Annotated in this window: 17 protein-coding genes; 4 read left to right on the forward strand and 13 right to left on the reverse strand. The window is 67.6% G+C overall.

Features of this window, described 5'->3' with window-relative positions; genetic code table 11:
* Positions 1 to 37 precede the first annotated feature (37 nt).
* The 4 genes from BW38_RS17935 to pilG are packed head-to-tail and all read right to left on the reverse strand — an operon-like array spanning position 38 to position 3,428.
* A complete protein-coding gene (locus BW38_RS17935) occupies positions 38 to 2,074 on the reverse strand; it encodes a methyl-accepting chemotaxis protein (RefSeq protein WP_032974974.1) in 2,037 nt (678 codons plus the stop codon).
* 41 nt (positions 2,075 to 2,115) lie between these two features.
* Complete coding sequence (locus BW38_RS17930) at positions 2,116 to 2,646, reverse strand: chemotaxis protein CheW (protein WP_025877750.1); 531 nt, start codon at positions 2,644 to 2,646, stop codon at positions 2,116 to 2,118.
* Positions 2,646 to 3,008 (reverse strand): response regulator, encoded by a 363-nt coding sequence (locus BW38_RS17925; protein WP_025877749.1) that lies wholly within the window; start codon positions 3,006 to 3,008, stop codon positions 2,646 to 2,648. Before BW38_RS17925 ends, BW38_RS17930 begins: the two co-directional genes overlap by 1 nt.
* Before the next feature lie 18 nt (positions 3,009 to 3,026).
* Positions 3,027 to 3,428 carry a twitching motility response regulator PilG gene (gene pilG, locus BW38_RS17920; protein WP_005418455.1) on the reverse strand — a complete coding sequence of 134 codons (402 nt, stop codon included), beginning with the start codon at positions 3,426 to 3,428 and terminating at the stop codon, positions 3,027 to 3,029.
* Between the two features lie 240 nt (positions 3,429 to 3,668).
* On the opposite strand from pilG, the gene gshB reads away from it, so the two are divergent.
* Together gshB and BW38_RS17910 are read left to right on the forward strand one after the other, a co-directional pair.
* Positions 3,669 to 4,616 carry a glutathione synthase gene (gene gshB / locus BW38_RS17915; protein WP_032974975.1) on the forward strand — a complete coding sequence of 316 codons (948 nt, stop codon included), beginning with the start codon at positions 3,669 to 3,671 and terminating at the stop codon, positions 4,614 to 4,616.
* Positions 4,616 to 5,500: an energy transducer TonB gene (locus BW38_RS17910; protein ID WP_032974976.1), complete on the forward strand. Its 885-nt coding sequence runs from the start codon at positions 4,616 to 4,618 to the stop codon at positions 5,498 to 5,500. Before gshB ends, BW38_RS17910 begins: the two co-directional genes overlap by 1 nt.
* Positions 5,501 to 5,953: 453 nt before the next feature.
* Here the strand turns inward: BW38_RS17910 and tsaB are convergent, their stop codons facing one another.
* The 8 genes from tsaB to BW38_RS17870 all read right to left on the reverse strand — a co-directional run bounded on the left by tsaB (position 5,954) and on the right by BW38_RS17870 (position 18,103).
* The gene (gene tsaB, locus BW38_RS17905) at positions 5,954 to 6,667 is read right to left on the reverse strand and encodes a tRNA (adenosine(37)-N6)-threonylcarbamoyltransferase complex dimerization subunit type 1 TsaB (RefSeq protein ID WP_032974977.1); all 714 of its coding nucleotides are present in this window, start codon (positions 6,665 to 6,667) and stop codon (positions 5,954 to 5,956) included.
* A gap of 9 nt (positions 6,668 to 6,676) precedes the next feature.
* Positions 6,677 to 8,725, reverse strand: coding sequence for an ATP-dependent DNA helicase (locus BW38_RS17900; RefSeq protein ID WP_032974978.1), 2,049 nt, complete (start codon positions 8,723 to 8,725; stop codon positions 6,677 to 6,679).
* Positions 8,726 to 9,294: 569 nt separating this feature from the next.
* On the reverse strand, positions 9,295 to 9,831 hold the full coding sequence (locus BW38_RS17895) for a hypothetical protein (RefSeq protein ID WP_080150494.1): 537 nt from the start codon (positions 9,829 to 9,831) through the stop codon (positions 9,295 to 9,297).
* Positions 9,828 to 12,269: a penicillin-binding protein 1B gene (gene mrcB, locus BW38_RS17890; RefSeq protein WP_032974979.1), complete on the reverse strand. Its 2,442-nt coding sequence runs from the start codon at positions 12,267 to 12,269 to the stop codon at positions 9,828 to 9,830. The genes BW38_RS17895 and mrcB overlap by 4 nt, the downstream gene beginning before the upstream one ends.
* Before the next feature lie 84 nt (positions 12,270 to 12,353).
* Positions 12,354 to 13,388 carry a glycosyltransferase family 2 protein gene (locus tag BW38_RS17885; RefSeq protein ID WP_032974980.1) on the reverse strand — a complete coding sequence of 345 codons (1,035 nt, stop codon included), beginning with the start codon at positions 13,386 to 13,388 and terminating at the stop codon, positions 12,354 to 12,356.
* Positions 13,385 to 14,281 (reverse strand): NAD-dependent epimerase/dehydratase family protein, encoded by an 897-nt coding sequence (locus tag BW38_RS17880; RefSeq protein WP_032974981.1) that lies wholly within the window; start codon positions 14,279 to 14,281, stop codon positions 13,385 to 13,387. The genes BW38_RS17885 and BW38_RS17880 overlap by 4 nt, the downstream gene beginning before the upstream one ends.
* A gap of 63 nt (positions 14,282 to 14,344) precedes the next feature.
* On the reverse strand, positions 14,345 to 15,916 hold the full coding sequence (locus tag BW38_RS17875; RefSeq protein ID WP_032974982.1) for a hypothetical protein: 1,572 nt from the start codon (positions 15,914 to 15,916) through the stop codon (positions 14,345 to 14,347).
* Positions 15,917 to 15,946: 30 nt separating this feature from the next.
* Positions 15,947 to 18,103, reverse strand: a complete 2,157-nt coding sequence (locus BW38_RS17870) for a bifunctional (p)ppGpp synthetase/guanosine-3',5'-bis(diphosphate) 3'-pyrophosphohydrolase (RefSeq protein ID WP_032974983.1) — start codon at positions 18,101 to 18,103, stop codon at positions 15,947 to 15,949.
* A gap of 130 nt (positions 18,104 to 18,233) precedes the next feature.
* Here BW38_RS17870 and BW38_RS17865 point away from each other — a divergent pair, with 130 nt between their 5' ends.
* On the forward strand, positions 18,234 to 18,770 hold the full coding sequence (locus BW38_RS17865; RefSeq protein WP_025879372.1) for a hypothetical protein: 537 nt from the start codon (positions 18,234 to 18,236) through the stop codon (positions 18,768 to 18,770).
* Positions 18,771 to 18,908: 138 nt separating this feature from the next.
* Here the strand turns inward: BW38_RS17865 and hrpA are convergent, their stop codons facing one another.
* A complete protein-coding gene (gene hrpA / locus BW38_RS17860) occupies positions 18,909 to 22,994 on the reverse strand; it encodes an ATP-dependent RNA helicase HrpA (protein WP_032974984.1) in 4,086 nt (1,361 codons plus the stop codon).
* A gap of 86 nt (positions 22,995 to 23,080) precedes the next feature.
* On the opposite strand from hrpA, the gene BW38_RS17855 reads away from it, so the two are divergent.
* Positions 23,081 to 23,629, forward strand: coding sequence for a Dps family protein (locus tag BW38_RS17855; RefSeq protein WP_025879374.1), 549 nt, complete (start codon positions 23,081 to 23,083; stop codon positions 23,627 to 23,629).
* Positions 23,630 to 23,835: the final 206 nt, after the last annotated feature.

The raw sequence follows: 23,835 nt of genomic DNA on the forward strand, positions 1-23,835 counted from the left end.
TTCATCGACTGGTTCCTTGCTCGCCGCCCTGCCCGTGTCACGCCGGCAGCTTGAAGTCGGCGACCGAACGACGCAGGTCGGCCGCCAGCTGCGCCAGGTGGCCGATCGACTCGGCGGTCTGCCCGGCACCCTGCGAGGTCTGGCCGGTGATCTGGCGGATCACGCCCATCGTGCGGGTGATGTCCGACGCCGCCGACGACTGCTGCTGGGCGGCGATGGAGATGTTCTTGATGAGGGTATTGAGTGCGTTGGACACGCGCTCGATCTCGGTCAGCGCGGTGCCGGCGTCCTCGGCCAAGCGTGCACCGGACACCACTTCGGCGGTGGTCTGTTCCATCGAGGTGACCGCTTCGTTGGTGTCGGCCTGGATCGCCTGCACCAGGTTCTCGATACGTCGGGTCGCACCGGAGGTGCGCTCTGCCAGGCGCTGCACTTCGTCGGCCACGACCGCGAAACCACGACCGGCTTCACCGGCCGAAGCCGCCTGCACGGCCGCGTTCAATGCCAGGATGTTGGTCTGCTCGGAAATGTCGTTGATCAGTTCCACGATCGAGCCGATCTCCTGCGAAGATTCGCCCAGTCGCTTGATGCGCTTGGAGGTCTCCTGGATCTGGTCGCGGATCTGGTCCATGCCCTGGATGGTCTCGCGGACCACGCCGGCACCTTCGGCGGCGATCACCACCGAACGCTGTGCCACGTCGGCCGACTCGGCCGAGTTGCGCGATACCTGTTCGATGCTGGCGGCGATTTCGCCGATCCGGTCCGACGCCGAGGTGATCTGGTTGGCCTGGTGGCCGGCCGCTTCGGCCAGCTGCATCGCGGTGGCCTGCGTTTCCTGGGTCGACAGCGCGACCTTGGCCGAGGTGTCGTTGATGGTGGTCACCAGGTGGCGCAGTTCATCCACCGCGTAGTTGATGGCGTCCGCGATCGCGCCGGTCATGTCCTCGGTCACCGAGGCTTTCACGGTCAGATCGCCCTCACCGAGCGAGGAGATTTCGTCCAGCAGCCGCATGATCGCCTGCTGGTTGCGGCTGTTGAACTCCACCTGGGTCTGGTAGCGCAGTTCCTGCTCGCGCGAGCGGCTGCGCACGTTGGTGGAGACGAAACCGATGATCGCGATCAGCGACAGCGCACCGGACACCACGCCGATCCAGAAATTCGGGAACAGGCGGGTGTCGGACACCGAACCGAACGAGGAGAAGGCTTCGAACAGCTTGCGGCTGTCGGTCAGCATCTTCGCCGAACCCTGGCCCAGTGCGGAGGCAGCGGACTGCGCGGCGAACAGCTGGCGCGAGCTGGCCAGGATCGCGTCGGCGTCCTGCTTCATCGCCTGCCACTTCTGCTGCGACTGCTCCAGCGCAGCGACGGCGGCAGCGCCGCGCACGGCGGTGATGCCCAGGTCCTCGTTGCCATTGCGCAGCGCATCGAGCACCTGCGAGAACACGGTGATGTCGCGGGCCAGCGCGTCACCGGCAGCGGCCGCAGCCGTGCCGCCGGCGCGGATTTCAGTCACGCGACGCGCCATCGAACCGGCGACCACCACCTGCTGCAGGGCGCTGTAGACCTGCGACGACGGCGCGCCGGAGGCGGACATCGCACGCACCAGCTCGTTCAACTGGGCCTGCAGGCCCGGCACCGCACCGGAGAAGTTGTTGGCGTTGCCGGCCAGGGCCAGTACTGCCGGTTCACTGGCCACCAGCTGGCCAGCCTGCTTGCCCAGCGGCGCCCAGGTGTCGGCCAGGGTCGAGATCGCCCGGGAGACGCCCGGCTCGTTGCCGTAGCGGCCCTGCAGGGTCGACACGTTCTGCTCGATCGCGTTGCGGGTGGCCTTGAAGGCGGTGAAGGCCTGCGCGTTGCCGCCGACCGCGTCACGGCCCTGGTTGGCCAGCTGCTGCGACAGCACCTGCAGGTCCGCGGCCTTGGAACCGGCATCGGCCAGGCGGCTGCCCTGCCAGGTGGACACGCCGGTGTTCACACCGAACAGGATCATCGACAGGGCCAGCAGCGCCAGCCAGAGGTTGCTGCCGCCCAGCCGCAGCTTGCCGGACTTGGTGGCATCCGAAGCAGTACTCATCGTTCAACCTCGATTTTCAATGCAGGGGGCGATGCCCGGCCTCAGGCCGCGGCTTGCCGGAATTCAGGGGTACGCGACAGCAGCGAGAGCGAGAACACGCCCCAATCGTTGCCATCGGCATGGAAAGCGCGATCGACGAAGTGGCCGTAGCGTCCCTCGGCCAGTGAACCGGCCTCGATCTGCTGGGTCAGCTCGAAGCTGCGCTGGCCGAACAGTTCATCGATGGTCAGGGCGACGTCGCCACCGGCCTGGCGCATGATCAGCACGCGCTGGCCTTCCTGCTGGACAGTGCGCGCCCCTTCCAGGAAGTACTTCAGGTCGACCACCGGGAACAGGTTGCCGCGCAGGTTGCCCACGCCCAGCAGCCACGGCTGCGCGCATGGCACCGGGGTCACCGGCGGCATCGGCACGATCTCCACCACTTCGCGGAAATCGGACACCAGCCGACGCTGGCCAACACGGAAACCGACGCCACGCCACAGGTCCTGCGCGAACTGCCGCCCGGGCAGCTGCACCGCGTGGGCCAGGCTGCGCCGTTCGTAGGCTTCAAGAATGTCGAAGGGCGAGCGCATCAGGCCACCAGCTCGTTGATCCGGGCGATGAGTTCTTCCTCGCGCGGCGGCTTGACGATGTAGTCGGCGGCGCCTTGGCGCAGCCCCCAGGCCTTGTCGGTTTCCATCGCCTTGGTGCTGACGATGATGACCGGGATGTGCTTGATCGCTGCGTCGCGGGCCATCGCCCGGGTCGCCTGGAAACCGCTCATGCCCGGCAGCACCACGTCCATCAGGACCAGCTGCGGCACCTGGTCGCGGACCAGCTGCAGGCCATCTTCGGCATTGTCCGCTTCCAGCACCTCATGGCCGGCACGGCGCAGCCATTGGGTGAACACCGCGCGGTCGGTCGGTGAATCCTCGATCAGGACGATACGAGCCATTGTGCCTTTCCCCCCTGGTCAGGCGTTGACGTACGTGCGGATGGCACCCAGCAGTTCTTCGCGCGTGAATGGCTTGGTCAGGTATTGCTCCGAGCCGACGATGCGCCCCCGCGCCTTGTCGAACAGACCATCCTTGGACGACAGCATGATCACCGGGGTCGCCTTGAACAGCTGGTTACCCTTGATCAGTGCGCAGGTCTGGTAGCCATCCAGGCGCGGCATCATGATGTCGACGAAGATGATCTGCGGCTGCTGGTCGGCAATCTTGGCCAGGGCCTCGAAACCGTCCGTCGCGGTCACTACTTCGCAGCCTTCGCGCTTCAGCAGTGTTTCCGCAGTCCTGCGGATGGTCTTCGAGTCATCGATGACCATCACCCGGAGTCCTGCGAGCTCCCCGCCCGCAGTCGTGTTTTCAGTCATTGCCATTCCCCAAGCGCACGGCCCAATCTTTGGCGGGAGCCGCTGCGAAAGCGTATCTATATCGCACTTCCCGCGCCCGCTTCAAGGGCGGTCCGTGGCGCGGGGCGTGGCGCCGGGCTGAACGTGACCGGATTGGCAATCACTGCGCAGCCCGGCAAGGGACGCTGCGTTGCACATCGCCGGGGAGGCGCACGGCCGGCGTTGCCGCTACCATCAACGCCTTGCCTGACAGGTGCACCCATGCCGTTGAACGTCATCGTGGTGATGGACCCCATCGCCCACATCAAGATCGCCAAGGACACCACGTTCGCCATGCTGCTGGAAGCCCAGCGCCGCGGCCATGCCCTGCACTACGTGCGCCCGGGCGGGCTGGCGCTGGAAGGCGGGGTGGCCGTGGCCTGGACCGCCCCCCTGCAGGTGCGCGACGACCCGGCCGGCTGGTACGAGCTGGGCGCATTCAGCCGGACCGAATTCGGTCCCGGCCAGATCGTGCTGATGCGCAAGGACCCGCCGGTCGACGCCGAGTATGTCTACGACACCCAGGTGTTGGATGTCGCTACCGCCGCCGGTGCGTGCGTGGTCAACAACCCGCAGGGCCTGCGCGACTACAACGAGAAGCTGGCCGCGCTGCTGTTCCCGCAGTGCTGCCCGCCGACCCTGGTCAGCCGCGACGCCAAGGCACTGAAGGCCTTCGCGCTGGAACACGGCCAGGCGGTACTGAAGCCGCTGGATGGCATGGGCGGGCGCTCGATCTTCCGCAGCGGACAGGGCGACCCCAACCTGAACGTGATCCTGGAAACGCTGACCGACGGCGGCCGCAAGCTCGCCCTGGCCCAGAAGTTCATTCCCGACATCACTGCCGGCGACAAGCGCATCCTGCTGGTCGATGGCGAGCCGGTCGATTACTGCCTGGCGCGCATTCCGCAGGGCGATGAGTTCCGCGGCAACCTGGCCGCCGGTGGCCGTGGCGAAGGCCGTCCGCTGAGCGAACGCGATCGCTGGATCGCCGCCCAGGTCGGCCCGGAAATGAAGCGTCGTGGCATGCGTTTCGTCGGCCTGGACGTCATCGGCGACTACCTGACCGAGGTCAACGTGACCAGCCCGACCTGCGTGCGCGAGCTGGACGCGCAGTACGGCCTGAACATCGCCGGCACCCTGTTCGACGCGATCGAGGCCGATCTGCGCTGATGGATGCCGCACCTGCCGTCCTCGCCCCACCGGCGCGTGAAGCGCAGCGGCTGGGCGCCACCATCGCCCTGTCGGTGCTGGTGCACGCCCTGCTGATCCTCGGGGTCGGCTTTGCCGTGAAAGGCGACGCGCCCCTGGTGCCGACCCTGGAAGTGATCTTCAGCCAGACCCGCACCGCGCTGACCCCGAAGCAGGCCGATTTCCTGGCTGCCGCCAGCCAGGAAGGCGGTGGCGAGCACGATCGTGCGCAGCGCCCCCGCGACAACCAGGCCGGCATCGTGCCGCAGGCCCAGGCCGGCATCAGTCCGGTACCCCAGCAGCAGCAGTCGGCAGCACCGGTACCGCCGCCGCAGGCGCGGGTGGTCAGCAGCCGCAATGGCCAGGACACCGTGGCCGTGGCGCAGTCGCGCCCTACCCCGCTGCAACCAACACCGGATGCACCGATGACCGCGCGCGAACAGCGCGATGCTGAAATGGCGCGGCTGGCGGCGGAAGTGCACCTGCGTTCGGCGCAGTACGCCAAGCGGCCGAACCGGAAATTCGTCTCGGCCAGCACGCGCGAATACGCCTACGCCAATTACCTGCGCGCGTGGGTGGACCGCGCCGAGCAGGTCGGCAACCTGAACTACCCTGACGAAGCGCGGCAGCGCCGGCTGGGTGGCCAGGTGGTGATCAGCGTGGGGGTACGCCGCGACGGCAGCGTGGAAAGCAGCCGGGTGTTGAAGTCCAGCGGCACGCCGCTGCTGGACGAGGCCGCACTGCGGGTGATCCAGCTGGCACAACCGTTCCCGCCGTTGCCCGACAGCGAAGACCAGATCGACATCCTGCAGGTCACGCGCACGTGGGTGTTCCTGCCCGGTGGCGAACTGCGCGACGACCGGTGAGGTTTTCCGCCCGGGCCTGCGGCCCGGGACCCGCTGCAAGCAACAGCAACGGCAACGGCAACTGCAACGGCAACTGCAACGTCAAGATCAAGAGCGGCGGTTGGGCTGTTCGGTTTGGCGGGGCGGTGTGGGCTTGCAGGACACGCCGTAAACCCATCCATGGGGGCTCGATGGCGCCATCCATGGCGCCAACGGTCCTGCAAGCCCACACCGCCCCACCCCTGACCAATCGCGGCGCATCTTTGCTGTTGGTAGCTGTCGACCTTGGTCGACACGATGCATCCACGCCATGCCTGCACGGTAGATCCAAGCCATGCGTGGATGCGAGCGAAGCGACCGGCTTTTGAATTTGATTTTTTTTGATTTTCCGTGGCGAACGCGCACGGAAACTGTCCGTGCCCGGCCAACCCACGGCTTCTGCTGTCAGCGACCCACCACCCCGCCACGAGGGGCTCAGCCGTTGGCCTTCGCCTTGGCATCCCGCGCCGCCTGCTGCTCGACCAGCGTCAGCGCCACGTTGTCCCGCAGGTACGCCGGCTCGACCTTCTCCGGCACAATGCCTTCGCCGCGCGCGAACGCCGGTACCGCCAGTGCCAGCACATCCGCTGCACGCGGCAGCGCCGTTGCATCGAAGCGGCGCAGGCCAGCCCCCAGCTGCGCGACCAGCGCGCCCTCGGCCGCGGCAAACCCGGTGCCGACGCCGTAGACGGACGCAGCATCCGGCAACGACACCGCCGCCGGCACGCACACGCGCTCGGCATCCCGCGCCACCGGCAGTCCATCCACGCGCTCGAAGCGTGCCACGTACAACTCGCCCATCCGCGCATCGATCGCCGACAGGATCTGCTTCTCTTCCACCGGCGCGCGCAGCGCCAGCACCTGCAGCGTCGACACCGGCAGCAACGGCCGATCCAGCGCCAGCGCGATGCCCTGCGCCAACGCGATCGCCAGGCGCACACCGGTGAACGCACCGGGACCACGGCTGAGCGCGATGCCGTCCAGCTGGCGGCGGCTGATGCCGGCCTCGGCCAGCAGCTCCTCCGCCCACGGCAGGCTCAGTTCGGCATGCCGGCGGGGGGCGATCTCGAAGCGTTCCCGGACCTGCCCATCGACATGCAGGGCTACGGAACAGGCTTCGGTGGCGGTTTCAAAGGCGAGCAGTTTCATCGGATCGGGTCAGAACAGGGGGAACGTGGCGCCGGGAGCCGGCTCCGGCCCCGCCACGGCAGCGGTCGGGGCAGCGGCATCCGCCACGGGCGCCCATTGTGGCGCAAAGAAGGCCTGCACATCGGCCAGGGCCCGGGTTCGCCGGAACGGCGGCAGCGACTGCAGGAAGACCTTGCCATAACCCCGGTTGAGCAGACGCGGGTCGCACAGCACCAGCACGCCACGGTCGGTCTCGCTGCGGATCAGGCGGCCAACGCCCTGCTTCAGGGCAATCACCGCCTGCGGCAACTGCTCGTCGCGGAAGGGATTGCCTCCCTGGGTGCGTATGGCATCCAGCCGCGCTTCGTACACCGGATCATCGGGCGTGGCGAAGGGCAGCTTGTCGATCACCACCACGCTCAATGCCTCGCCGACCACATCCACGCCCTCGCGGAAGCTGGCCGAGCCCAGCAGCACGCCATTGCCGGATTCGCGGAAACGCTGCAGCAGGGTCGCGCGCGGCGCTTCGCCCTGCACGAACAGCGGCCAGGGCCCATCACGCAGCGCCTCGGCCGCCTCGCGCAGCGCACGATGCGAAGCAAACAACAGGAACGCCCTGCCCTGCGACGCCTGCAGCACCGGACGCAGCACCTGGATCAGTGCGGTTCCGAAACCGCGCGCGGCCGGATCCGGCAGGCCTTCAGGCAGGTAGCACAGTGCCTGCTCGGGCCAGTTGAACGGGCTGGGCTGCACCAGCGTCTGCGGATCATCCAGGCCCAGGCGCGTGGCGATGTGCTCGAAGCCACCGCCAACGGTCAGCGTGGCGGAAGTGAAGATCCATGCGGCATGGCTGCGCTCGCGATGTTCGCGCAGCGGCGCGGACACATCCATCGGCGTGCGCTGGCAGCGGAAACCGCGCGCGGTCAGTTCATACCAGAGCACGTCACCAGCGGCGGCGGTCGCTTCTGCAGGATCGGCATCGAAGTCGAGCGCGGGTTCTTCATCCCCCAGCCAACGGCCCAGCCGCGAAATCGCCTCACGTGCGCGCGCATGGCAGGCATCCAGGCCAGCAGCGGCTTCGCGCAGCGGTTGCAATGCCTGCTCCAGCACCACCAGGCTGGACATCACCGCATCGAAACCCTCGCGTACCTGCGGCATTGCCAGCGCGCGCCATTGGGTGCCACGCGCGGGCAGCCCCTCCATCGCAGCACGCAGTGCAGACAATGCCTGCTGCAGATGATCGACCGGTTCCTGCAGTGCAGACTGTGCGCCACCCACGCCGCGCGCTTCAACCAGGCAGTCACGGCCCAGTTCCTGCCAGGGGCGCATGCCGAAGCCTTCGCCGAAGAACTGCGCGGCCAGTTCGGGCAACTGATGGGCTTCGTCGATGACGAAGGCCTGCGCACCGGGCAGCAGTTCACCGAAGCCCTCCTGCTTCAGCGCCAGGTCGGCCAGCAGCAGGTGGTGGTTGACCACGACCAGGTCGGCGGCCTGGGCACGCTGGCGGGCCCGCACGACGAAGCAGTCATCCCAGAACGGACATTCGTTGCCCAGGCAGTTGTCGACGGTGGAGGTGACCATCGGCAGCAGCGGCGAGTCGTCGGCCAGGCCATCGAGTTCGGCGATATCGCCCGAATCCGAGCGACCGGACCAGGCCAGGATGCGCTGGAACTGTGCCGCCTGTTCCGGGCTGGAGAAGCGCGGCTCGCCGCGTGCCTGCTGCAGGCGGTAGCGGCACAGGTAGTTGCTGCGCCCCTTCAGCAGCGCGCTGCGCACGCCGACGCCCAGTGCCTGGCGCACGCGCGGCAGGTCACGGTGGTAGAGCTGGTCCTGCAGCGCGCGCGTGCCGGTGGAAATGATGGTGCGCATTCCGGACAGCAGCACCGGCACCAGATAGGCAAAGGTCTTGCCGGTGCCGGTACCGGCTTCGGCGAGCAGCAGGTCGCGCTGCTGCATCGACGCGGCAATGGCCTCGGTAAGGCGCAGCTGCGCAGGACGCGGGACGAACGCATCCAGATGGGAGGCGAGCGCGCCGCCTTCGCTGAGGGCTTCGCGGCTGGCATGGACAAGGTCGGACATCAGGTGGAAAGGATACCCGGCCGGGCGTTGCCCGGCACCCGTTTCAGGCCAGAGCACAAGCAAAAGCAACGGCAACAGCGTTTGTTCATGGCTCTGGGTTGGACTGAGGGCTGGCGGGGGACTGTGGGTTTGCGGGGACGCCGCAAACCCATCCCTGGGGGGTTGGCCGCGGCATCCATGCCGCGGACACCCCGCAAACCCACAGCCCCCCCCTTCGACAGTTTCCCGGTGACGGAATGCAAAGGCAGAGCGGAAGCGGTTGGTGTAACGGAGAAAGTAGAAGGGGGCGGATCCGTTCTCCTGCGGAAAACGGATCCGACCCCGCAGCGAGTGCGCGCAGCGCGCGACCCGCTATTGATTTTCTTTTTCTTTTCCGTGGCTGGCCGCACACGGAAACTGTCAGAGGCCGGGCAGGTTGGGTTCGCGGGGGTGTCCGCGGCATGGATGCCGCGGCCAAGCCCCCAGGGATGGGTTCACGGCGTCCCCCGCGAATCCAACCTGCCCGGCCAGCGCGGCTTTTGCGCGACCAAGCAGCCAGCCACGAGGGGCTGCGCCGTTGGCTGGGAAACTCAGTACCGCTTGATCCCCGGCACCGTGCAGCCTTCAATCTGCGCGTGCGCGGACACCGCATTCTCCTTCTCGCCCCGCGCCAGGCGCGCCTGCTCGATCGTCGCCCAGTGCCGGCGGCACAACGGCCCCGTCTTCGAGCCAAGGTCCACAGCCTTGCGTGCGAACGTTTCCGCCTCCGCCCACTGGCCCTGCAGCAGCGCCAGTTCCGCGCGTTCCTGCAATACCGACGGATCACCGGCCACGATCTGCAACGCCTGGTCCAGGCTGCCGGCCGCGCCGGCCAGATCATTGGCCTTGCGCTGGGTCAGCGCCGTCTGCCGCAGATCCTCAACCTGGGAATCGCGCAGTGGCTGCACCGACAGTTCCTTGTCATCCGGGCCGGCTGCGGCTTCCACGGCTGCCAGCCGCTGTGCGGGCGTGGTGGTATCCACCGGCTTGACCACCTGCGGCGCGCTGCTCACGCAGGCCGCCAGGGCCAGGCTGAGGCCACTCAGGACCAGGGGCTGGAACAGCGAACGGATAGTCATCGGCATCATCGGCTTGGAGGAGGAGTCGCTGCAGCGGGTGCTGCGGCAGGTTCAGCGGCGGGTTCGGGCTTACGGTCAAGGCCGAACCAGCTGCGCCAGCCGCCGCCCTCGCCTTCCGCACCGCCCTGCGCATCCGGCAAGGCCGCCGGTGCGCACGGTTCATACGCAGGCGCATAGCCCACCACGAACGGGAAGCGGCGGGCACCCGGGCACCCTTCATCGGTGCTGTTGGTTCCCGTGGCCGCAACCGGCTGCCAGTCGAGGCCCTTGTTGCTGACCTTCAACGGCGCCGTCGGCAGGCGCTGGAAGATGCCCGACCACACCCGCATCGCGCCGGTGGCGCCATACAGGCCGGCCTGTTCGTTCTGGTCATTGCCCATCCAGATCACCGCCAGGTGATCGCCGGTGTAACCGGCATACCAGCTGTCGCGGCCATCGTTGGTGGTGCCGGTCTTGCCGGCCGGCTGCAGGCGGCCCAGGCCATCGGCGTTCAAACGCTGCGCGGTACCACTGGCCACCACCTGCTGCAGGCCGATGCTGATCAGGTTGGCGGCAATCGAGTCACCTTCCTGTGCCGGTGCCGGGGTCTTGTCGTAACGCTTGAGCAGCTTGCCCTGCGGATCAAGGACGCCACGCACCGCGTGCAGCGGCTGGATCTCGCCGCCCGATGCCAGGAACTGGTACAGCTGCGCCATCGCGTACGGGCTCTGGTCGGTCGAGCCGAGGATCACCGCCGGGTTCGCCTCGGCCTTGATGCCGGCCAGCACGTGGATCAGCTGCGTCACCCGTTCCGGGCCGACCTGCATGCCCACCCGTACCGTCGCCTGGTTGTAGGAGTGGGCGAGCGCATCGATCAGGCGCACGGTGCCGTGGCTGCGGTTGTCCGCATTGCCGGGGTTCCAGTTGCGGCCGCGGCTGAGCTGCACCGTCACCGGTGAATCATCGACCCAACTGGCCAGCGAATAGCGGTCCGGCTGCGCCAGTGCCAGCAGGTACACGAATGGCTTGAGCAGCGAGCCGACCGGGCGCTGCGCCTCGATGGCACGGTTGAAGCCGACCTCGGACACTTCGCGGCTGCCGATCACCGCCACCACGTCACCGTTGTGCACGTCGGTCATCACCAGGCCGGCCTGCAGCTCGGGGCGACGCTTGCTTTCCAGCGACTTGATGGTGCGCGTGACCGCACCTTCGGCATAAGCCTGCGCGGACGGCGACATGCCGCTCATCACGCTCAGGCCAGCGCCCTGCAGGGCGGATTCCGGATAGTCGTGGGCAAGCTGGCGACGCACCAGGTCAACGTAGGCCGGGAAGCGGTTGGCCGCCACCAGGCCCGGGGTCTTGGGCACGCCCAGCGGCGCCTTCAACGCACGCTGGTACTCGGCATCGTCGATCAGGGTCGCCTCGTGCAGTTTGCCCAGCACGAAGTTGCGACGGTCCAGCGCGCGCTCGGGATTCCGCCGCGGGTCGTAGTAGGACGGTCCCTTGACCAGGCCGATCAGCAGCGCGATCTGCTCGGTTTCCAGCGAGGAGAGATCGCGGCCGAACCAGAACTCGGCACCGGAGGACATGCCGTGGATCGCCTGGCTGCCGCGCTGGCCCAGATACACCTGGTTGAGGTACGCCTCGAAGATGGTGCGCTTGTCATAGCGCGCTTCCATGATCAACGCATACAGCACTTCGTTGAACTTGCGGGTGACGGTCTGTTCCTTGCCGATTCCCAGCAGGCCGCTGCGGGCCAGCTGCTGGGTCAGGGTGGAAGCGCCCTGGCGGCTCTGCCCACCGGAGCGGACAGTCACCCAGACCGCGCGCGCGATACCGGACAGATCGATGCCGTGATGGCGGTTGAAGTCCTTGTCCTCGACCGCCTGCAGGCCAGTGACCAACAGGTCCGGGGCCTCGTTCATGCGGATCAGGCGGCGCTCTTCCTGCTTCTGCCCATACAGCGTGGCGATGCGCGCAGGATCCATGCGGGCCGCCTTCAGCGCCTTGCGGCTGTCGGCGTCCCGCAACGATGCGATGCTACCGCCGGACAGCGACAGCTCGACCCGGCGCGCAGCAACGTGGCCGTCGACATCGTTGTAGCCGCGGCTGGAGATGACGAAGCGGCCGCCCTGCACCGCATAGGTTGCCGGATCCTTGCCCTGGCCATCATCGCGATAGGCCGAGGCGGCCAGTTCGGTTTTCAGGGTTGCCGCATCCATCGCCTTGCCGGGCATCAGCACCAGCGGGCGTGCATAGACGCGCGTCGGGATCTGCCAGCGCAGTTCACCGAAGCGTTGCGTCACCTGCTGGTTCAGGTACAGCGTATAGGGGATCAGGAAACCCAATCCCAACGCGACCGCAGCCATGGTCCAGGTGATCAGTCGGCGCCGCCAGAGCGGGCTGCCATCGTCCTGCAGGTCGTCGTCGGAATCGTCGATGTCGTCGGAATCGTAGCGTCGGGGCACGGGAATGCGGATTGATAGGGTCCGGCGAGTCTAACGCAGCCGCCGCGAAGGCAGGCAGGCGCCGGCCCCGGGTTTCACTGCAGTTCAAGCTGTGTGCGATTCCGTCCAGCCCCTGCGGGCGCCGGCCGCGGCCGCGTGAATGCCTCTCCAGCCTGCCCCGGCGAGGCACACATTGGCGAGCCGGGCCAGCAGGCGAGGCGCGTCCTGGGCAATCCAGCGCAGCGACACATCGGCCCGCCGATACAGCTGCAGCCGCGACCAGGCCATGCGCCAGGCCAGCGCTGCCAGGCCGTGGAAACGAACAGGCGCAATCAGCACGTCACGCCGACGCAGCAGCGCATCCAGCGCCAGCAGGCGATCGGCCGTGCGTTGCCGGCGTTGGCGTTCAAACAGGTCAAGCTGGCGCAGGTGCCGCATCAGTCCACGGCGGCCGGCACCGATCTGGTTGTTGCCATGCTGGCGATAATCAATGGTAGGCCGCGCGATCATGTCCAGCCCACCGTCCAGCGAGGCGACTACAGCCAGCCACTCGTCGTGGCTCCAGCACGGAGCGATCGGCAACGCACTCTCCAGCAGCCCCCGGCGCAGCGCACAGGTTGCCCCGGTAATGAAGTTGCGCAGCAGAACCGCATCGATCACAAGCCCGGATCGCTCCAGCGCCACTTCGGCCGGATGCACTCCCAGCACTTCAAGCAGGTGTCCACCCAGCGCAACGCCATCGCCATCGACCAGGCGCGCATCGCTGTGCAGCAGCAGCAGGCCCGGATCGGCCTGGAACCGTTGCAGGTAAGTTGCAACCCGATCGACATACCAGACGTCGTCCTGGTCGCACAGGAACAGGATGTCGGACCGACAGCGCTGCAGCGCATCGGCAAAATTCAGGATGTAGCCGAGATTGCGTGCATGCTGCACGACCTCGACGCGTATGCCCATCGCGCCCGCCCGGCTGCTGAATACCTGCAGCAGGGCCATGGTCTGATCCGAAGAGCCATCGTCGCCGATGACCACCTCATCCACCGGCTCGCTCTGCGCCAGGATGCTGTCCAACTGCGCCTGCAGGTAGCGCGCACCGTTGTAGGTACACAACGCAACTCCCACGCTGGGACGTACGGACGTCATGCCACTACCCCTGGCGGAGAGGCCGCAACGCGTGCGGATGCCAGTTCGGGGGTCATGGGCTGCCAGGTACCAGCATCCGGCCGGAAAGCGCGCGGCCGCACGCCCAGCAGCGCCGTCAATTCGCTGTTGTCGGCGATCAGGTCCTGCTGCAGGCGCGACACCGGGCCGCGCGCGCGGGGCAGAACCGCAGCCAGCGCGCGCAGCGACAGATCCGGGAGTCGCACAGGCAGGGTCGATTCCACCAGGCTGGCACGCATGCGACGGAACATCTCGTGGTAAGGCAGCCGTTCACCGCCACCGATTTCCAACACCCGGCCTGCGGCGGCCCCGGTTCGTATGGCCTGCACCATGGCCTGGGCGATGTCGTCGGCGTGCACCGGCTGACGCATGCCATGGGTCATCGGAATGGGAAACACTCGAAGACGGCGCGCGCGCGCCACGATCGGGGAGATGCTGCGATCGATGCCGGCACCGTAGATCAGCGTCGGCCGCAGGATCGTCCACTCCATGCCAAGACGCTCGGCCTGCGCAATCAGCCCCCGTTCCCCGCGCTGCAGCATTGCAACCACATCCTGCTCATCGGCCTGCGCCGATTCCTGCTTGGTGAGCACGCTCATCGAACTGGTGACGATGATCCGGGGCGCCGGTGCCACCGTCTGCCGGGAAAGCCATTCCGCCCAGAGCTCCATCGGGCTGGAGCTGGCAATGGCCTGCCAAGCGTGCGGGCCACTCTGGTCAAGTGCATCGTAAAGGTCGCCGCCCAGCCACTGCACTCCTGGCTGCTCCGCCTGTGGACGTCGGCTTACCGCCTGCACGTCCATGCCGGCCTGGACCAGCCGTGGCAACAGGTAACGACCGATCTGGCTGGTCGCGCCGGAAACAAGAACGGTCATCTACTATCCAGGGCAAGGCAACAGGGGGCCATTACTATAGCTGCGTCAACGCGATCCATCGGGTCACGGCGGCACGCTACCGATGTCGCGCAGCCGCTCCTGCAACTGCTGGTATTCGGCGGTGGCCGGACCGGCACCCAGCTGGTTCGCCTGTTCCAGTGCACGTTCGGCAAAAGCCACATCACCGCGACCCAGCCGTTCGCTGCCGATCGCCAGCCAGCGTTGTGCCAGGCGGGCGCGCGCATCGGGCAACCCTGTGGCGGTCGGCGCCAGGGTCTGCCAGGCCTGCAGGCAGGCGCCCGCAGCCTGCACCCGGTTCTGCCGCAGGTTGTCATCAAAACAGGACCGGCTGGCGGGCAGCAGCCGTGCTGCCGCTGCCTTGACCCGGCTGTCGCGCGGCGCCAGTGCCTGCGCTTCGCGCAGCGCATCGAAGGCGCTGTGGCCGGGAGGGCTGATCCACTGCCCGGCACGCTCGGCGCGGTCGATCTGGCGCAACCGATCACGCAGCTGGCGCTCACGCTGGGCCGTGCTGATACCCGGCTGCTGCAACGACTGGCGCGCCTGCCGCGCACGCTGCAGGCGCTGTGCAAGCTGCTGCTGCGCTGCCTGCGAGGCACCCAGCCCCGCGGCCAGCGCGGCATCCTTGTCGGCCGCCTCGAACTGGAAGTCGTCGGCCCGCTTCTGGCTGCGCGCCAGCAACGCCTGCACGGTCTGCTCACGCCCACGCAGTGCCGTAGGATCATCGGCGGTGACCGCCAGCACCGCCTGGAAGCTATCCGCAGCCGTCTCGAGCTGCTGCCGTTTGAGCGCGCGATGCCCCTGCTGCAGGCGCTGGTCGATTGCACGGGCCAGCGCTTCCTGGCTGGCAGGAAGTTCGGAATGACCTGGATCGAACTGGCGTGCGCGCTGCAGGATCGCTGCCGCCGTGGCCAGTTCACCGCGTGCGGCCTGTGCACGCGCCTGCTGCAGCAGATCGCTCAATGCATCCTCGCGACCTTCCAGTGCAGGCAGGTTGTCCGGCTGCAGTGCCAGCACGCGCTGGAACAACGGCAGCGCGCTGCTGTCGCCGTCGTCCAGCCGCCCCGCTGCAAAGGCATTGCGGGCCTGCGCAAGCAATGCACCGATGCCAGCACCGGCGCGACGACGCGCCTGCAGCTGCTGGGCCACCGCATCTGCCTCGGCGCGCGGCACCTGCAGCTCACGTGCCAACGCCAGCGCCTGCGCGCAGCCGTCCAGGTCGCCCGCCTGCAGCCGCTCACGCGACTGCTGCAACGCTGCCGCGCCGGTGCGGGCCAGGCCCTGTCGCGCCTGCGGGCGGTCGCCATCAAGGGCCAGCACCGCCTGGTAGCGTTCACGCGCGCCGCTGCCGTCGGCCGCGGTCAGGCGTCCTTCGCTCACTGCGCGATCGCCCTCGGCCAGCAGCTGTTCTATCTGTGGCTCATCCCAGAACCAGTCCGCCAGCGGTTTGCGCACCAGTACCAGCAGCACGAACACGGCTGCGGCAGCCAGCAATGCCCAACGCCACACCCGTCGTGCGTGGCGCGCCTGCAGCCACCACCAGCGGCTTTCACGGCGAACGCGATCCAGCGCCGGATGTGCGGCGCCGTGTGAACGATGCGGGGGCTCGCGTTCCATGCGTGCAGGGTAGCCGGGGCAGCGTGAAGCTCAGCCCAGACGACGCGCCTCGCTCACGCCCGGCAACGCATCGAGCTTGCCCAGCAGAGTCGACAACTGGCCGTAGTCGCTGACCTTCAACCGCAGGCGCAGATGCGCGCGGCCACTGTTGCGGACGTTGTCGCTGTGGATGTCCAGCACGTAGGCGTCTTCCTGTGCGATCAGGTTGGTGATGTCCTTCAGCAGCCAGCGGCGGTCGACCGCGTCGACCACCACGTCCACTTCATAGCCACCGCCGGCCTGGCCCCATTCCACCGGCAGGATCCGCTGCGGGCTGGTCGCAGCCAGCCGTGCCAATGCCACGCAGTCTGCACGATGTACCGTGACACCACGGCTACGGGTCAGGTAGCCGACGATCGGTTCACCCGCCACCGGCTGGCAGCAACGCGCCAGCTGCACCAGCAGGTTGCCCACGCCCTGTACGGTGAACTTGGACTTGCCCAGGTTCTCGCGGCGCGCGGTCGGCCGCGGCAAGGCCGACGTCGGCGCCGGCTGGCTGGCCGCACGCTCGGCCTCCAGCAGCGAACGGCTGACCTGGTTGGGGCCGGTATCGCCCAGGGCAACCTGGATGTACAGGTCGTCGACGCTGTCGGCGTGGAACTTCTTCGCCGCCGCGGACAGGTCCGAATGCTGCAGGCCCAGCCGCTTCAGTTCGCGCTCCAGCAGCTCGCGCCCCGCCTGCACGTTGCGCGCACGGTCCAGCTTGTGGAACCAGCTGCGCACCTTCTCGCGCGAGCGGTTGCTGGCCAGGAAGCCGTTGGCCGGCATCAGCCAGTCGCGGCGCGGGTCGGCCTCCTTGCCGGTGAGGATCTCGACGCGATCCCCGCTGCGCAGGCGGTAGGTCAACGGCACGATGCGGCCGTTGACCTTGGCCCCACGGCAGCGGTGTCCGACCATGGTGTGCACCTGGTAGGCAAAATCCAGCGGTGTTGCGCCCTGCGGCAGGTCCAGCACCTCGTCCTTCGGGGTCAGCGCGTAGACACGGTCTTCGGTCAGCTCGGCATCAAGCGCCCCGGCCAGTTCATTGCCCTGCCCGTCCTGCGCCTGCTCCAGCAGCTGCCGCATCCAGGTGATCTTGCGATCGAACGACTTCTCCGCGCCCTTGCCGCCTTCCTTGTACTTCCAGTGCGCGGCCACGCCCAGCTCGGCCTGCGCGTGCATGTCGTGGGTGCGGATCTGCACTTCGATGGTGCGCCCTTCCGGGCCAACCACCGCCGTGTGCAGCGAGCGGTAATCGTTGGCCTTGGGCCGGGCGATGTAATCGTCGAACTCGCTCGGCACCGGTGCCCACAGCGCATGCACCACGCCGAGCGCGGCGTAGCAGGCGGCGACGTCGTCGACCATCACCCGTACCGCTCGGATGTCATACAGCTGGTCGAAGGCCAGGCGCTTCTTCTGCATCTTCCGCCAGATGCTGTAGATGTGCTTGGGGCGGCCGCTGACCTCGGCGCGGATGCCCTGCACGCCCAGTTCGCGCGACAGCACCTTCTTCACATTCTCGACGTAGCGCTCGCGGGCGATGCGGGTTTCGTCGACCTCACGCGCGATGCGCCGGTAGGTTTCCGGCTCCAGGTGACGGAAGGCCAGGTCTTCCAGCTCCCACTTCAACTGCCAGATGCCGAGCCGGTTGGCCAGCGGCGCATGGATGTCGCGGGTCAACTGGGCCAGCGCGCGGCGCTGCTCCTCTTCGAGCTTGTCGGCCGCGCGCATGCGCGCCAGCTGCCGGGCCAGCAGGATCGGTACCACCCGCAGGTCGCGGATGATCGCCAGCAGCAACCGGCGCAGGCCTTCGCTGTTGCGGCCGGCCTCGCGACCGGCATGCAGTGCCCAGACGGGATCGGCCGCATCCTGTCCATCGAGCAGGCCGATCACCGCCGCTTTGTGGCTGCCCAGCGGCAATGCGTCGAGATGGACGCGCAGGCCCGGCAGATCGAACAGCAGGGCCGCCACCACGGCGCCCTCGTCTGCCGAGAGCATCGCGAGCGCGTCCAGGGTATCGCCCAGCACCGACCAGCTGGCACGCATCTGCGGGTCGCAGTCCGGCGCTTCCCAATACCCGCGCAGGGCCTGGCGCAGCGGAGCCGGCAGCACGGCTGCCGAGGGGCGGTTCAACAAGGCATCCAGGCCGGGGACGGAAGCGCGGTTCACAGCATCGAGCAGGCAAGACAGAAGCCCCTACACTAGCGCCGCAGCCGTTCAGGAACAATCGCCGCGGCCAGCATCGCCGGGAATGTGGACATGCCGCTACACTCGCCGACATCCACGGGAGAGTTCCGCCATGCCTTCGATCACCCTGCCTTTCCGCCCTCGCCTGCTGGCCTGTGCCGCCGTGCTGCTGTCCCTGTCGACGCCTGCGCTGGCCCAGCGCGTGGTGCAGGGTGACCTGCAGCAGCAGATGTCACCGGCCGAATTCAAGGCCGCTGGCCTGGACAAGCTCAATGCCGCCGAGCTGGCCACGCTGAACCGCTGGCTGCAGGGCAAGGTTGAAGCCGCCACCACCGAGGCCGTCGCTGCGGTGCGCGAAGAAGCGCGCGAGGAAGGCCGCCAGGAAGTGATCGTGAAGAACCGCGGCTTCTTCGACTTCGGCAGCAACGAGCCGATCAGCGGCGTGCTGCAGGGCGAGTTCCGCGGTTTCGGCAAGGGCCGGATCTACGTGCTGGACAATGGCCAGCAGTGGGAACAGACCGATGCCACCTCGATTTCCGGCGTACGCAAGCAGTCGCCGAAGGTCAGCATCAGCCCCGGAGTGATGGGCGTGTGGTACCTGAAGGTCGAAGGCGTGAACACCCAGCCCAAGGTGCGCCGCACCAAGTAACGGCCTGGTTTTGCTGTAGAGCCAAGCCAACGTTTGGCGGCAACCTGCTGCGCCACGTCCCGCAGTAGATCCACGCCATGCGTGGATGCCATTCCGTTTGACCCCACCAGCCAGTGCCCGGCGGGGCCAGCCCAGGGATTACGAGGCCTGGCGCAGTGCGGTCACCCGCTGCGCCAGCTTCTTCGCCGAAACGCCGGTGCGTGCGCCCAGCTCCTGCGCGAACAACGATACCCTCAGCTCCTCCAGGTCCCAGCGCAAGGCCTGCCACTGCGGCCGCTCGCGCAGGCCCTGCTGCTCGCCCACCTGCAATGCCTCCAGGAACGGGTGCAGTTCCAGCATGCGCGCCTGGTCACGCGGGGGATCGCGCTTGGCGCGTTCGGTGCGCAGGATCATCGCTTTCAGGTAGCGCGGGTACTGCGCCAGGGCGTCGGCCGGCGTGTCGCGCAGGAAGCCGGGATGGATCAGCCCAACCAGCTGCGCTTCCATGTCATCCAGATTGCCGCGCGCCCAGCCCATCAAAGGTGCTTCCAGCATCGGCTTCAATTCGGCCACCAGGGCAAGGATCGTCTCGGCCAGCTTCAACCGCTGCATGGCCTCGCCGAACAGCGTTTTTGCGGCGTGCTCGCGACGCTGCTCGAACGCCGCCGCATCGCGGATATCGCCCAGGCCGTCGGCCAGCACAGCATTCAGCGCCGCATCGACCAGATCGCCACGCAGGCGTTCCTGGGTTTCGATCGAGGCGTACAACAGGCCGGTTTTCGCTGCTACCGGCAACTGCTTGCGTGCCTGTTTGATCTTCTCGCCCAGGCCGATCTCCAGCAGTCGACGCACGCCCAGCGGGTGTGCTTCCTCGGCCTGTTGGCGATCAGCAAAGATGCGCAGTGCAACGCTGTCACCCTCATCCTTCAGCGCGGGATAGGCCGGCACGCCGGCCTCGCCCGGTACCTGCAGCGGAATCGGCGAGGCCGGGAACGTGCGCAGGCCATCGGCCGCCATCTCGCGCCCGGCACGTGCGGCGAACGCATCGCCGGCACGGCCACCGAACTTCGCACGCAGCACATCGAGGTCGCGCGAGGTTGCCAGCACCTTGCCCTGCTCATCGCGCAGGCGCAGGTTCATGTGCAGGTGCGGTTCGATTGAACCGGGATCGAAATCGGTAGCGGCCACGGTTGCCCCGGTTGCGCGGGACAGGAAGCGCGCCAGCTCGCCGGTGATCGCGTCCGCGCTGGGCTGCGGGAAGGCCTCGTAGAACGCGCGCGCGAAATCCGGTGCCGGCACGTAGTTGCGCCGCATTGCCTTGGGCAGGCTGCGGATCAAGGCCGCCGCCTTGTCGGCAACGAAACCCGGCGCCAGCCACCCCAACTGCACCGCATCCAGTGCATTGAGCAGGTGCAGCGGCACGTCCAGGGTCACGCCGTCATCTTCGGCCCCGGGTTCGAAGCGGTAGTGCAGCGGCAACCGCGCCTGGCCCAGCGCCAGGTACTTCGGGTAGCGCTCCTGCTCGCTGCCTTCGCCCGGCAGCAGATCCATCAACGACCAGTGCAGGCCCTTGCGCTGTTCCGGCGGCAGTGCCTTCCACCACGCATCCAGCCCGGACGCGGAGTGGATCTGCGGCGGCACCCGGTCCAGGTACCAGCGTGCCTGCCAGTCCTCGTCGGCAACGATGCCGGCACGGCGCAGCTTGGCTTCTTCCTCGCGCGCCTGCTCCAGCACCTTCTGGTTGTCGGCCACGAAGCTGGCGCGGGTGTTGATCTCACCGGTCACCAGTGCCTGGCGCACGAAGATGTCATGCGCCTCGCCGGCGTTGATGCGGCCGTAATGCACAGGCTTCTTCGGCGCCAGCACCAGCCCGAACAGGCTGATCTGCTCGGAGGCCAGCACCTGGCCCTGCGCACGCGACCAGTGCGGGTCGAAGTGCTTGCGCAGCAGCAGGTGCGGTAGTTCGGCAATCACCCAGTCCGGCTCGATCGCCGCCAGGGTCATGCCCCACACCTTCTGCGTATCCAGCAGGTTGGCGGCCAGCAGCCACGGTGGCGGCCGCTTGGACAGCGTCGAACCGGGGAACGGCAGGAAACGGCGTTGGCGCGGCGCCTGGAAATCACCCTTCTCGCTGCGATGGCCGATCTGCGTGGGCAGGCCCGCCACCAGGGCCCGATGCAGGGTCTGGTACGCCGTGGCGCGAACGCGTTCGCTGTAACCACCGCCGTCGGGCGCCTGGTCCTTCTGCGCACGGGCGGCGACCGGCGCGGGCGCCGTTTCGGCCTTGCCCTCGCGGGCCAGGCGCGCGGCACGGTGCAGCTGGCCACGGGTCGCCTTCACCGCAGCAGCATCATCGCGCGCCGGAGCCGGCGCACTGCTGCCGGCCAGCAGCGGTGCCATCGATGCCTCGTTGGCCTCTTCCTTCAAGCCCAGTTCCTCGCACAGCAGGCGCAGCTGCCGATGCAGCTCGCGCCATTCACGCATGCGCAGGAAGCCGAGGAAGTGGCGGCCGCACCAGTCGCGCAGCTTGGACTGGGTCAGATCCTCATGGGACTGGCGATAGGCATCCCACAGGCGCAGCACACCGACGAACTCGGAGCGGCCGTCAGCGAACTGCGCGTGTGCGTTGTCGGCGGCGCCACGCGCCTCGGGCGGCCGCTCGCGCGGATCCTGGATGCCCAGGAACGAGGCGATCACCAACATCGGCCGCAGGCAGCCTGCCGCCTGCGCCGCCACCAGCATGCGCGCCAGTTTCACGTCCACCGGCAGGCGCGCCATCTGCTTGCCGATCGCGGTCAGGTGGCGTTCGCTGTCGATCGCCCCCAGCTCGGTCAGATGCTGCCAACCGTCAGCGACGGCCCGCTCATCCGGCGCCTCAAGGAACGGGAAATCCTCGATGCGGCCCAGGCCAAGCTGCAGCATGCGCAGGATCACCCCGGCCAGGCTGGAACGACGGATTTCCGGATCGGTGAACTCCGCCCGCGCCTGGAAATCGGCCTCGGCATACAGGCGATAGCAGATGCCCTCGGCCACGCGGCCACATCGGCCCTTGCGCTGGTTGGCACTGGCCTGCGAGATCGGCTCGATGTGCAGCCGGTCCAGCTTGTTGCGCGGGCTGTAACGCTTGACGCGGGCGAAACCGGGGTCGACCACATAACGGATGCGCGGCACCGTCAACGAGGTCTCGGCCACGTTGGTGGCCAGCACGATGCGCCGGTTCGGGCCGGGGTTGAACACCCGGTCCTGGTCCTGGTTGGACAGCCGCGCGTACAGCGGCAGCACTTCGGTATTGCGGTACTTGCGCCGCTCCAGCGACTGGTGCGCATCGCGGATCTCACGCTCGCCCGGCAGGAAGATCAGCACGTCGCCGCGGGAATCCAGCCGGGTGATTTCATCGATGGCCGCAACGATCGCATCGTTGACCGTGCGTTCGCCCTGGTCTTCGCCCTCGCCTTCCAGCGCGCGATAGCGCACCTCGACCGGATAGGTACGGCCTTCGACGCTGATCACCGGCGCATTGTCGAAATGCTGGGCGAAGCGCTCGGTGTCGATGGTCGCCGAAGTGACGATCAGCTTCAGGTCCGGGCGCTTGCGCAGCAGCTGCTTGAGATAGCCAAGCAGGAAGTCGATGTTGAGGCTGCGTTCGTGCGCTTCGTCGACGATGATCGTGTCGTAGTTCGACAGCCAGCGATCACTGGCGATCTCGGCCAGCAGGATGCCGTCGGTCATGAACTTGATGCGGGTGTCTTCGCCGACCTTGTCGTTGAAGCGCACCTGGTAGCCCACCAGCTGGCCCAGTTCACTCTGCAGTTCCTGCGCGACACGGCTGGCCACCGCACGTGCGGCGATCCGGCGCGGCTGCGTGCAGCCGATCATGCCGGCCTGGCCACGGCCGGCGGCCAGGCACAGCTTCGGTAGCTGGGTGGTCTTGCCCGAGCCGGTTTCACCGGCGATCACCACCACCTGATGGTCGCGGATCAACTGGGTGATGGTCTCGGCTTCACGCGCAATCGGCAGCTGTGGGTCCAGAGTAATGGCCGGCTGTTGTTGCGCCCGCGCCTGCCGGCGCTGCACCGAAACCTGCAAGGCCTGCTCGAAACTGGCGGCCAACGCCGCATCCTGTGGCTTGGCCTGGCAACGCGAGAGCATTCCCAGCAATCGTCCACGGTCGCGGCTCATGGCGCCGTCGATGGCGGCACGCTGTTGGCGCTGGCGGGACTGCGGCATTTTGTCGATAGCGTTCATCAATCGGTTCGTTTAAAACTTTGAATGCGACCAGTCATCAAGACTGATTTATTGTGAAGGCCAACGATTCCACAAGGAGGAACCCCATGGCGAAGACCAAGAGCACGACCAAGCCCAAGACCGGCAAGCAGAAGCTTGCGGCTTCCGCGCCGTCGGCCCCCAACATCGATATCGGGATCACCCAGGGCGACCGCAAGAAGATCGCCGACGGATTGGCGCGGTTCCAGGCCGATGCGTTCACGCTCTATCTGAAGACCCACAACTTCCACTGGAATGTCACCGGGTCGATGTTCAACTCGCTGCACACCATGTTCGAGACGCAGTACACCGAGCAGTGGGCGGCACTGGACGATGTGGCCGAGCGCATCCGCGCACTGGGCTTCAATGCCCCGGGCTCCTACCGGGAATTTGCTGCGCTGACCTCGATCGTCGAGGAGCCGGGCCTGACCGACAGTGCGGACTGGCGTGAAATGGTACGCCAGTTGGTGGTCGCCAACGAAGCGGTATGCCGTACGGCACGTGAAGTGCTGGATGTGGCCGACGACGCTGACGACGCCCCGACCGAGGATCTGATGACCCAGCGCCTGCAGACCCACGAGAAATACGCGTGGATGCTGCGCTCGCTGCTCCAGTAAGGGTTTTGGGTGGTTCGGCAGGGCTGCGCCCTGCACCTGCAGAGGCTTTGAAGCCAAGGCCAGAGCCAGAGCAAAAGCTGACTTCCTGTGGGTAGGCGGGGGGGGGTCCGGGTGGGGGGGCGCCCGGGGTAAGGCCCCCGTTGGCGCGGCTCGGCCCCCCCGTGGCGCCCCCCCCCCCCACCCGGACCCCCCCCCCCTTCGCCAGA

Source organism: Stenotrophomonas sp. RIT309 (assembly GCF_000632045.1).
GTDB lineage: Bacteria > Pseudomonadota > Gammaproteobacteria > Xanthomonadales > Xanthomonadaceae > Stenotrophomonas > Stenotrophomonas indicatrix.

Coding starts and splice junctions, on each gene's coding strand:
- pilG (WP_005418455.1), bottom strand. CDS start 3,428: ATGACTGAAAACACGACTGCGGGCGGGGAGCTCGCAGGACTCCGGGTG.
- BW38_RS17895 (WP_080150494.1), bottom strand. CDS start 9,831: ATGATGCCGATGACTATCCGTTCGCTGTTCCAGCCCCTGGTCCTGAGT.
- BW38_RS17910 (WP_032974976.1), top strand. CDS start 4,616: ATGGATGCCGCACCTGCCGTCCTCGCCCCACCGGCGCGTGAAGCGCAG.
- BW38_RS17930 (WP_025877750.1), bottom strand. CDS start 2,646: ATGCGCTCGCCCTTCGACATTCTTGAAGCCTACGAACGGCGCAGCCTG.
- tsaB (WP_032974977.1), bottom strand. CDS start 6,667: ATGAAACTGCTCGCCTTTGAAACCGCCACCGAAGCCTGTTCCGTAGCC.
- BW38_RS17935 (WP_032974974.1), bottom strand. CDS start 2,074: ATGAGTACTGCTTCGGATGCCACCAAGTCCGGCAAGCTGCGGCTGGGC.
- BW38_RS17855 (WP_025879374.1), top strand. CDS start 23,081: ATGGCGAAGACCAAGAGCACGACCAAGCCCAAGACCGGCAAGCAGAAG.
- BW38_RS17875 (WP_032974982.1), bottom strand. CDS start 15,916: ATGGAACGCGAGCCCCCGCATCGTTCACACGGCGCCGCACATCCGGCG.
- BW38_RS17880 (WP_032974981.1), bottom strand. CDS start 14,281: ATGACCGTTCTTGTTTCCGGCGCGACCAGCCAGATCGGTCGTTACCTG.
- BW38_RS17885 (WP_032974980.1), bottom strand. CDS start 13,388: ATGACGTCCGTACGTCCCAGCGTGGGAGTTGCGTTGTGTACCTACAAC.
- hrpA (WP_032974984.1), bottom strand. CDS start 22,994: ATGAACGCTATCGACAAAATGCCGCAGTCCCGCCAGCGCCAACAGCGT.
- BW38_RS17900 (WP_032974978.1), bottom strand. CDS start 8,725: ATGTCCGACCTTGTCCATGCCAGCCGCGAAGCCCTCAGCGAAGGCGGC.
- gshB (WP_032974975.1), top strand. CDS start 3,669: ATGCCGTTGAACGTCATCGTGGTGATGGACCCCATCGCCCACATCAAG.
- BW38_RS17865 (WP_025879372.1), top strand. CDS start 18,234: ATGCCTTCGATCACCCTGCCTTTCCGCCCTCGCCTGCTGGCCTGTGCC.
- BW38_RS17925 (WP_025877749.1), bottom strand. CDS start 3,008: ATGGCTCGTATCGTCCTGATCGAGGATTCACCGACCGACCGCGCGGTG.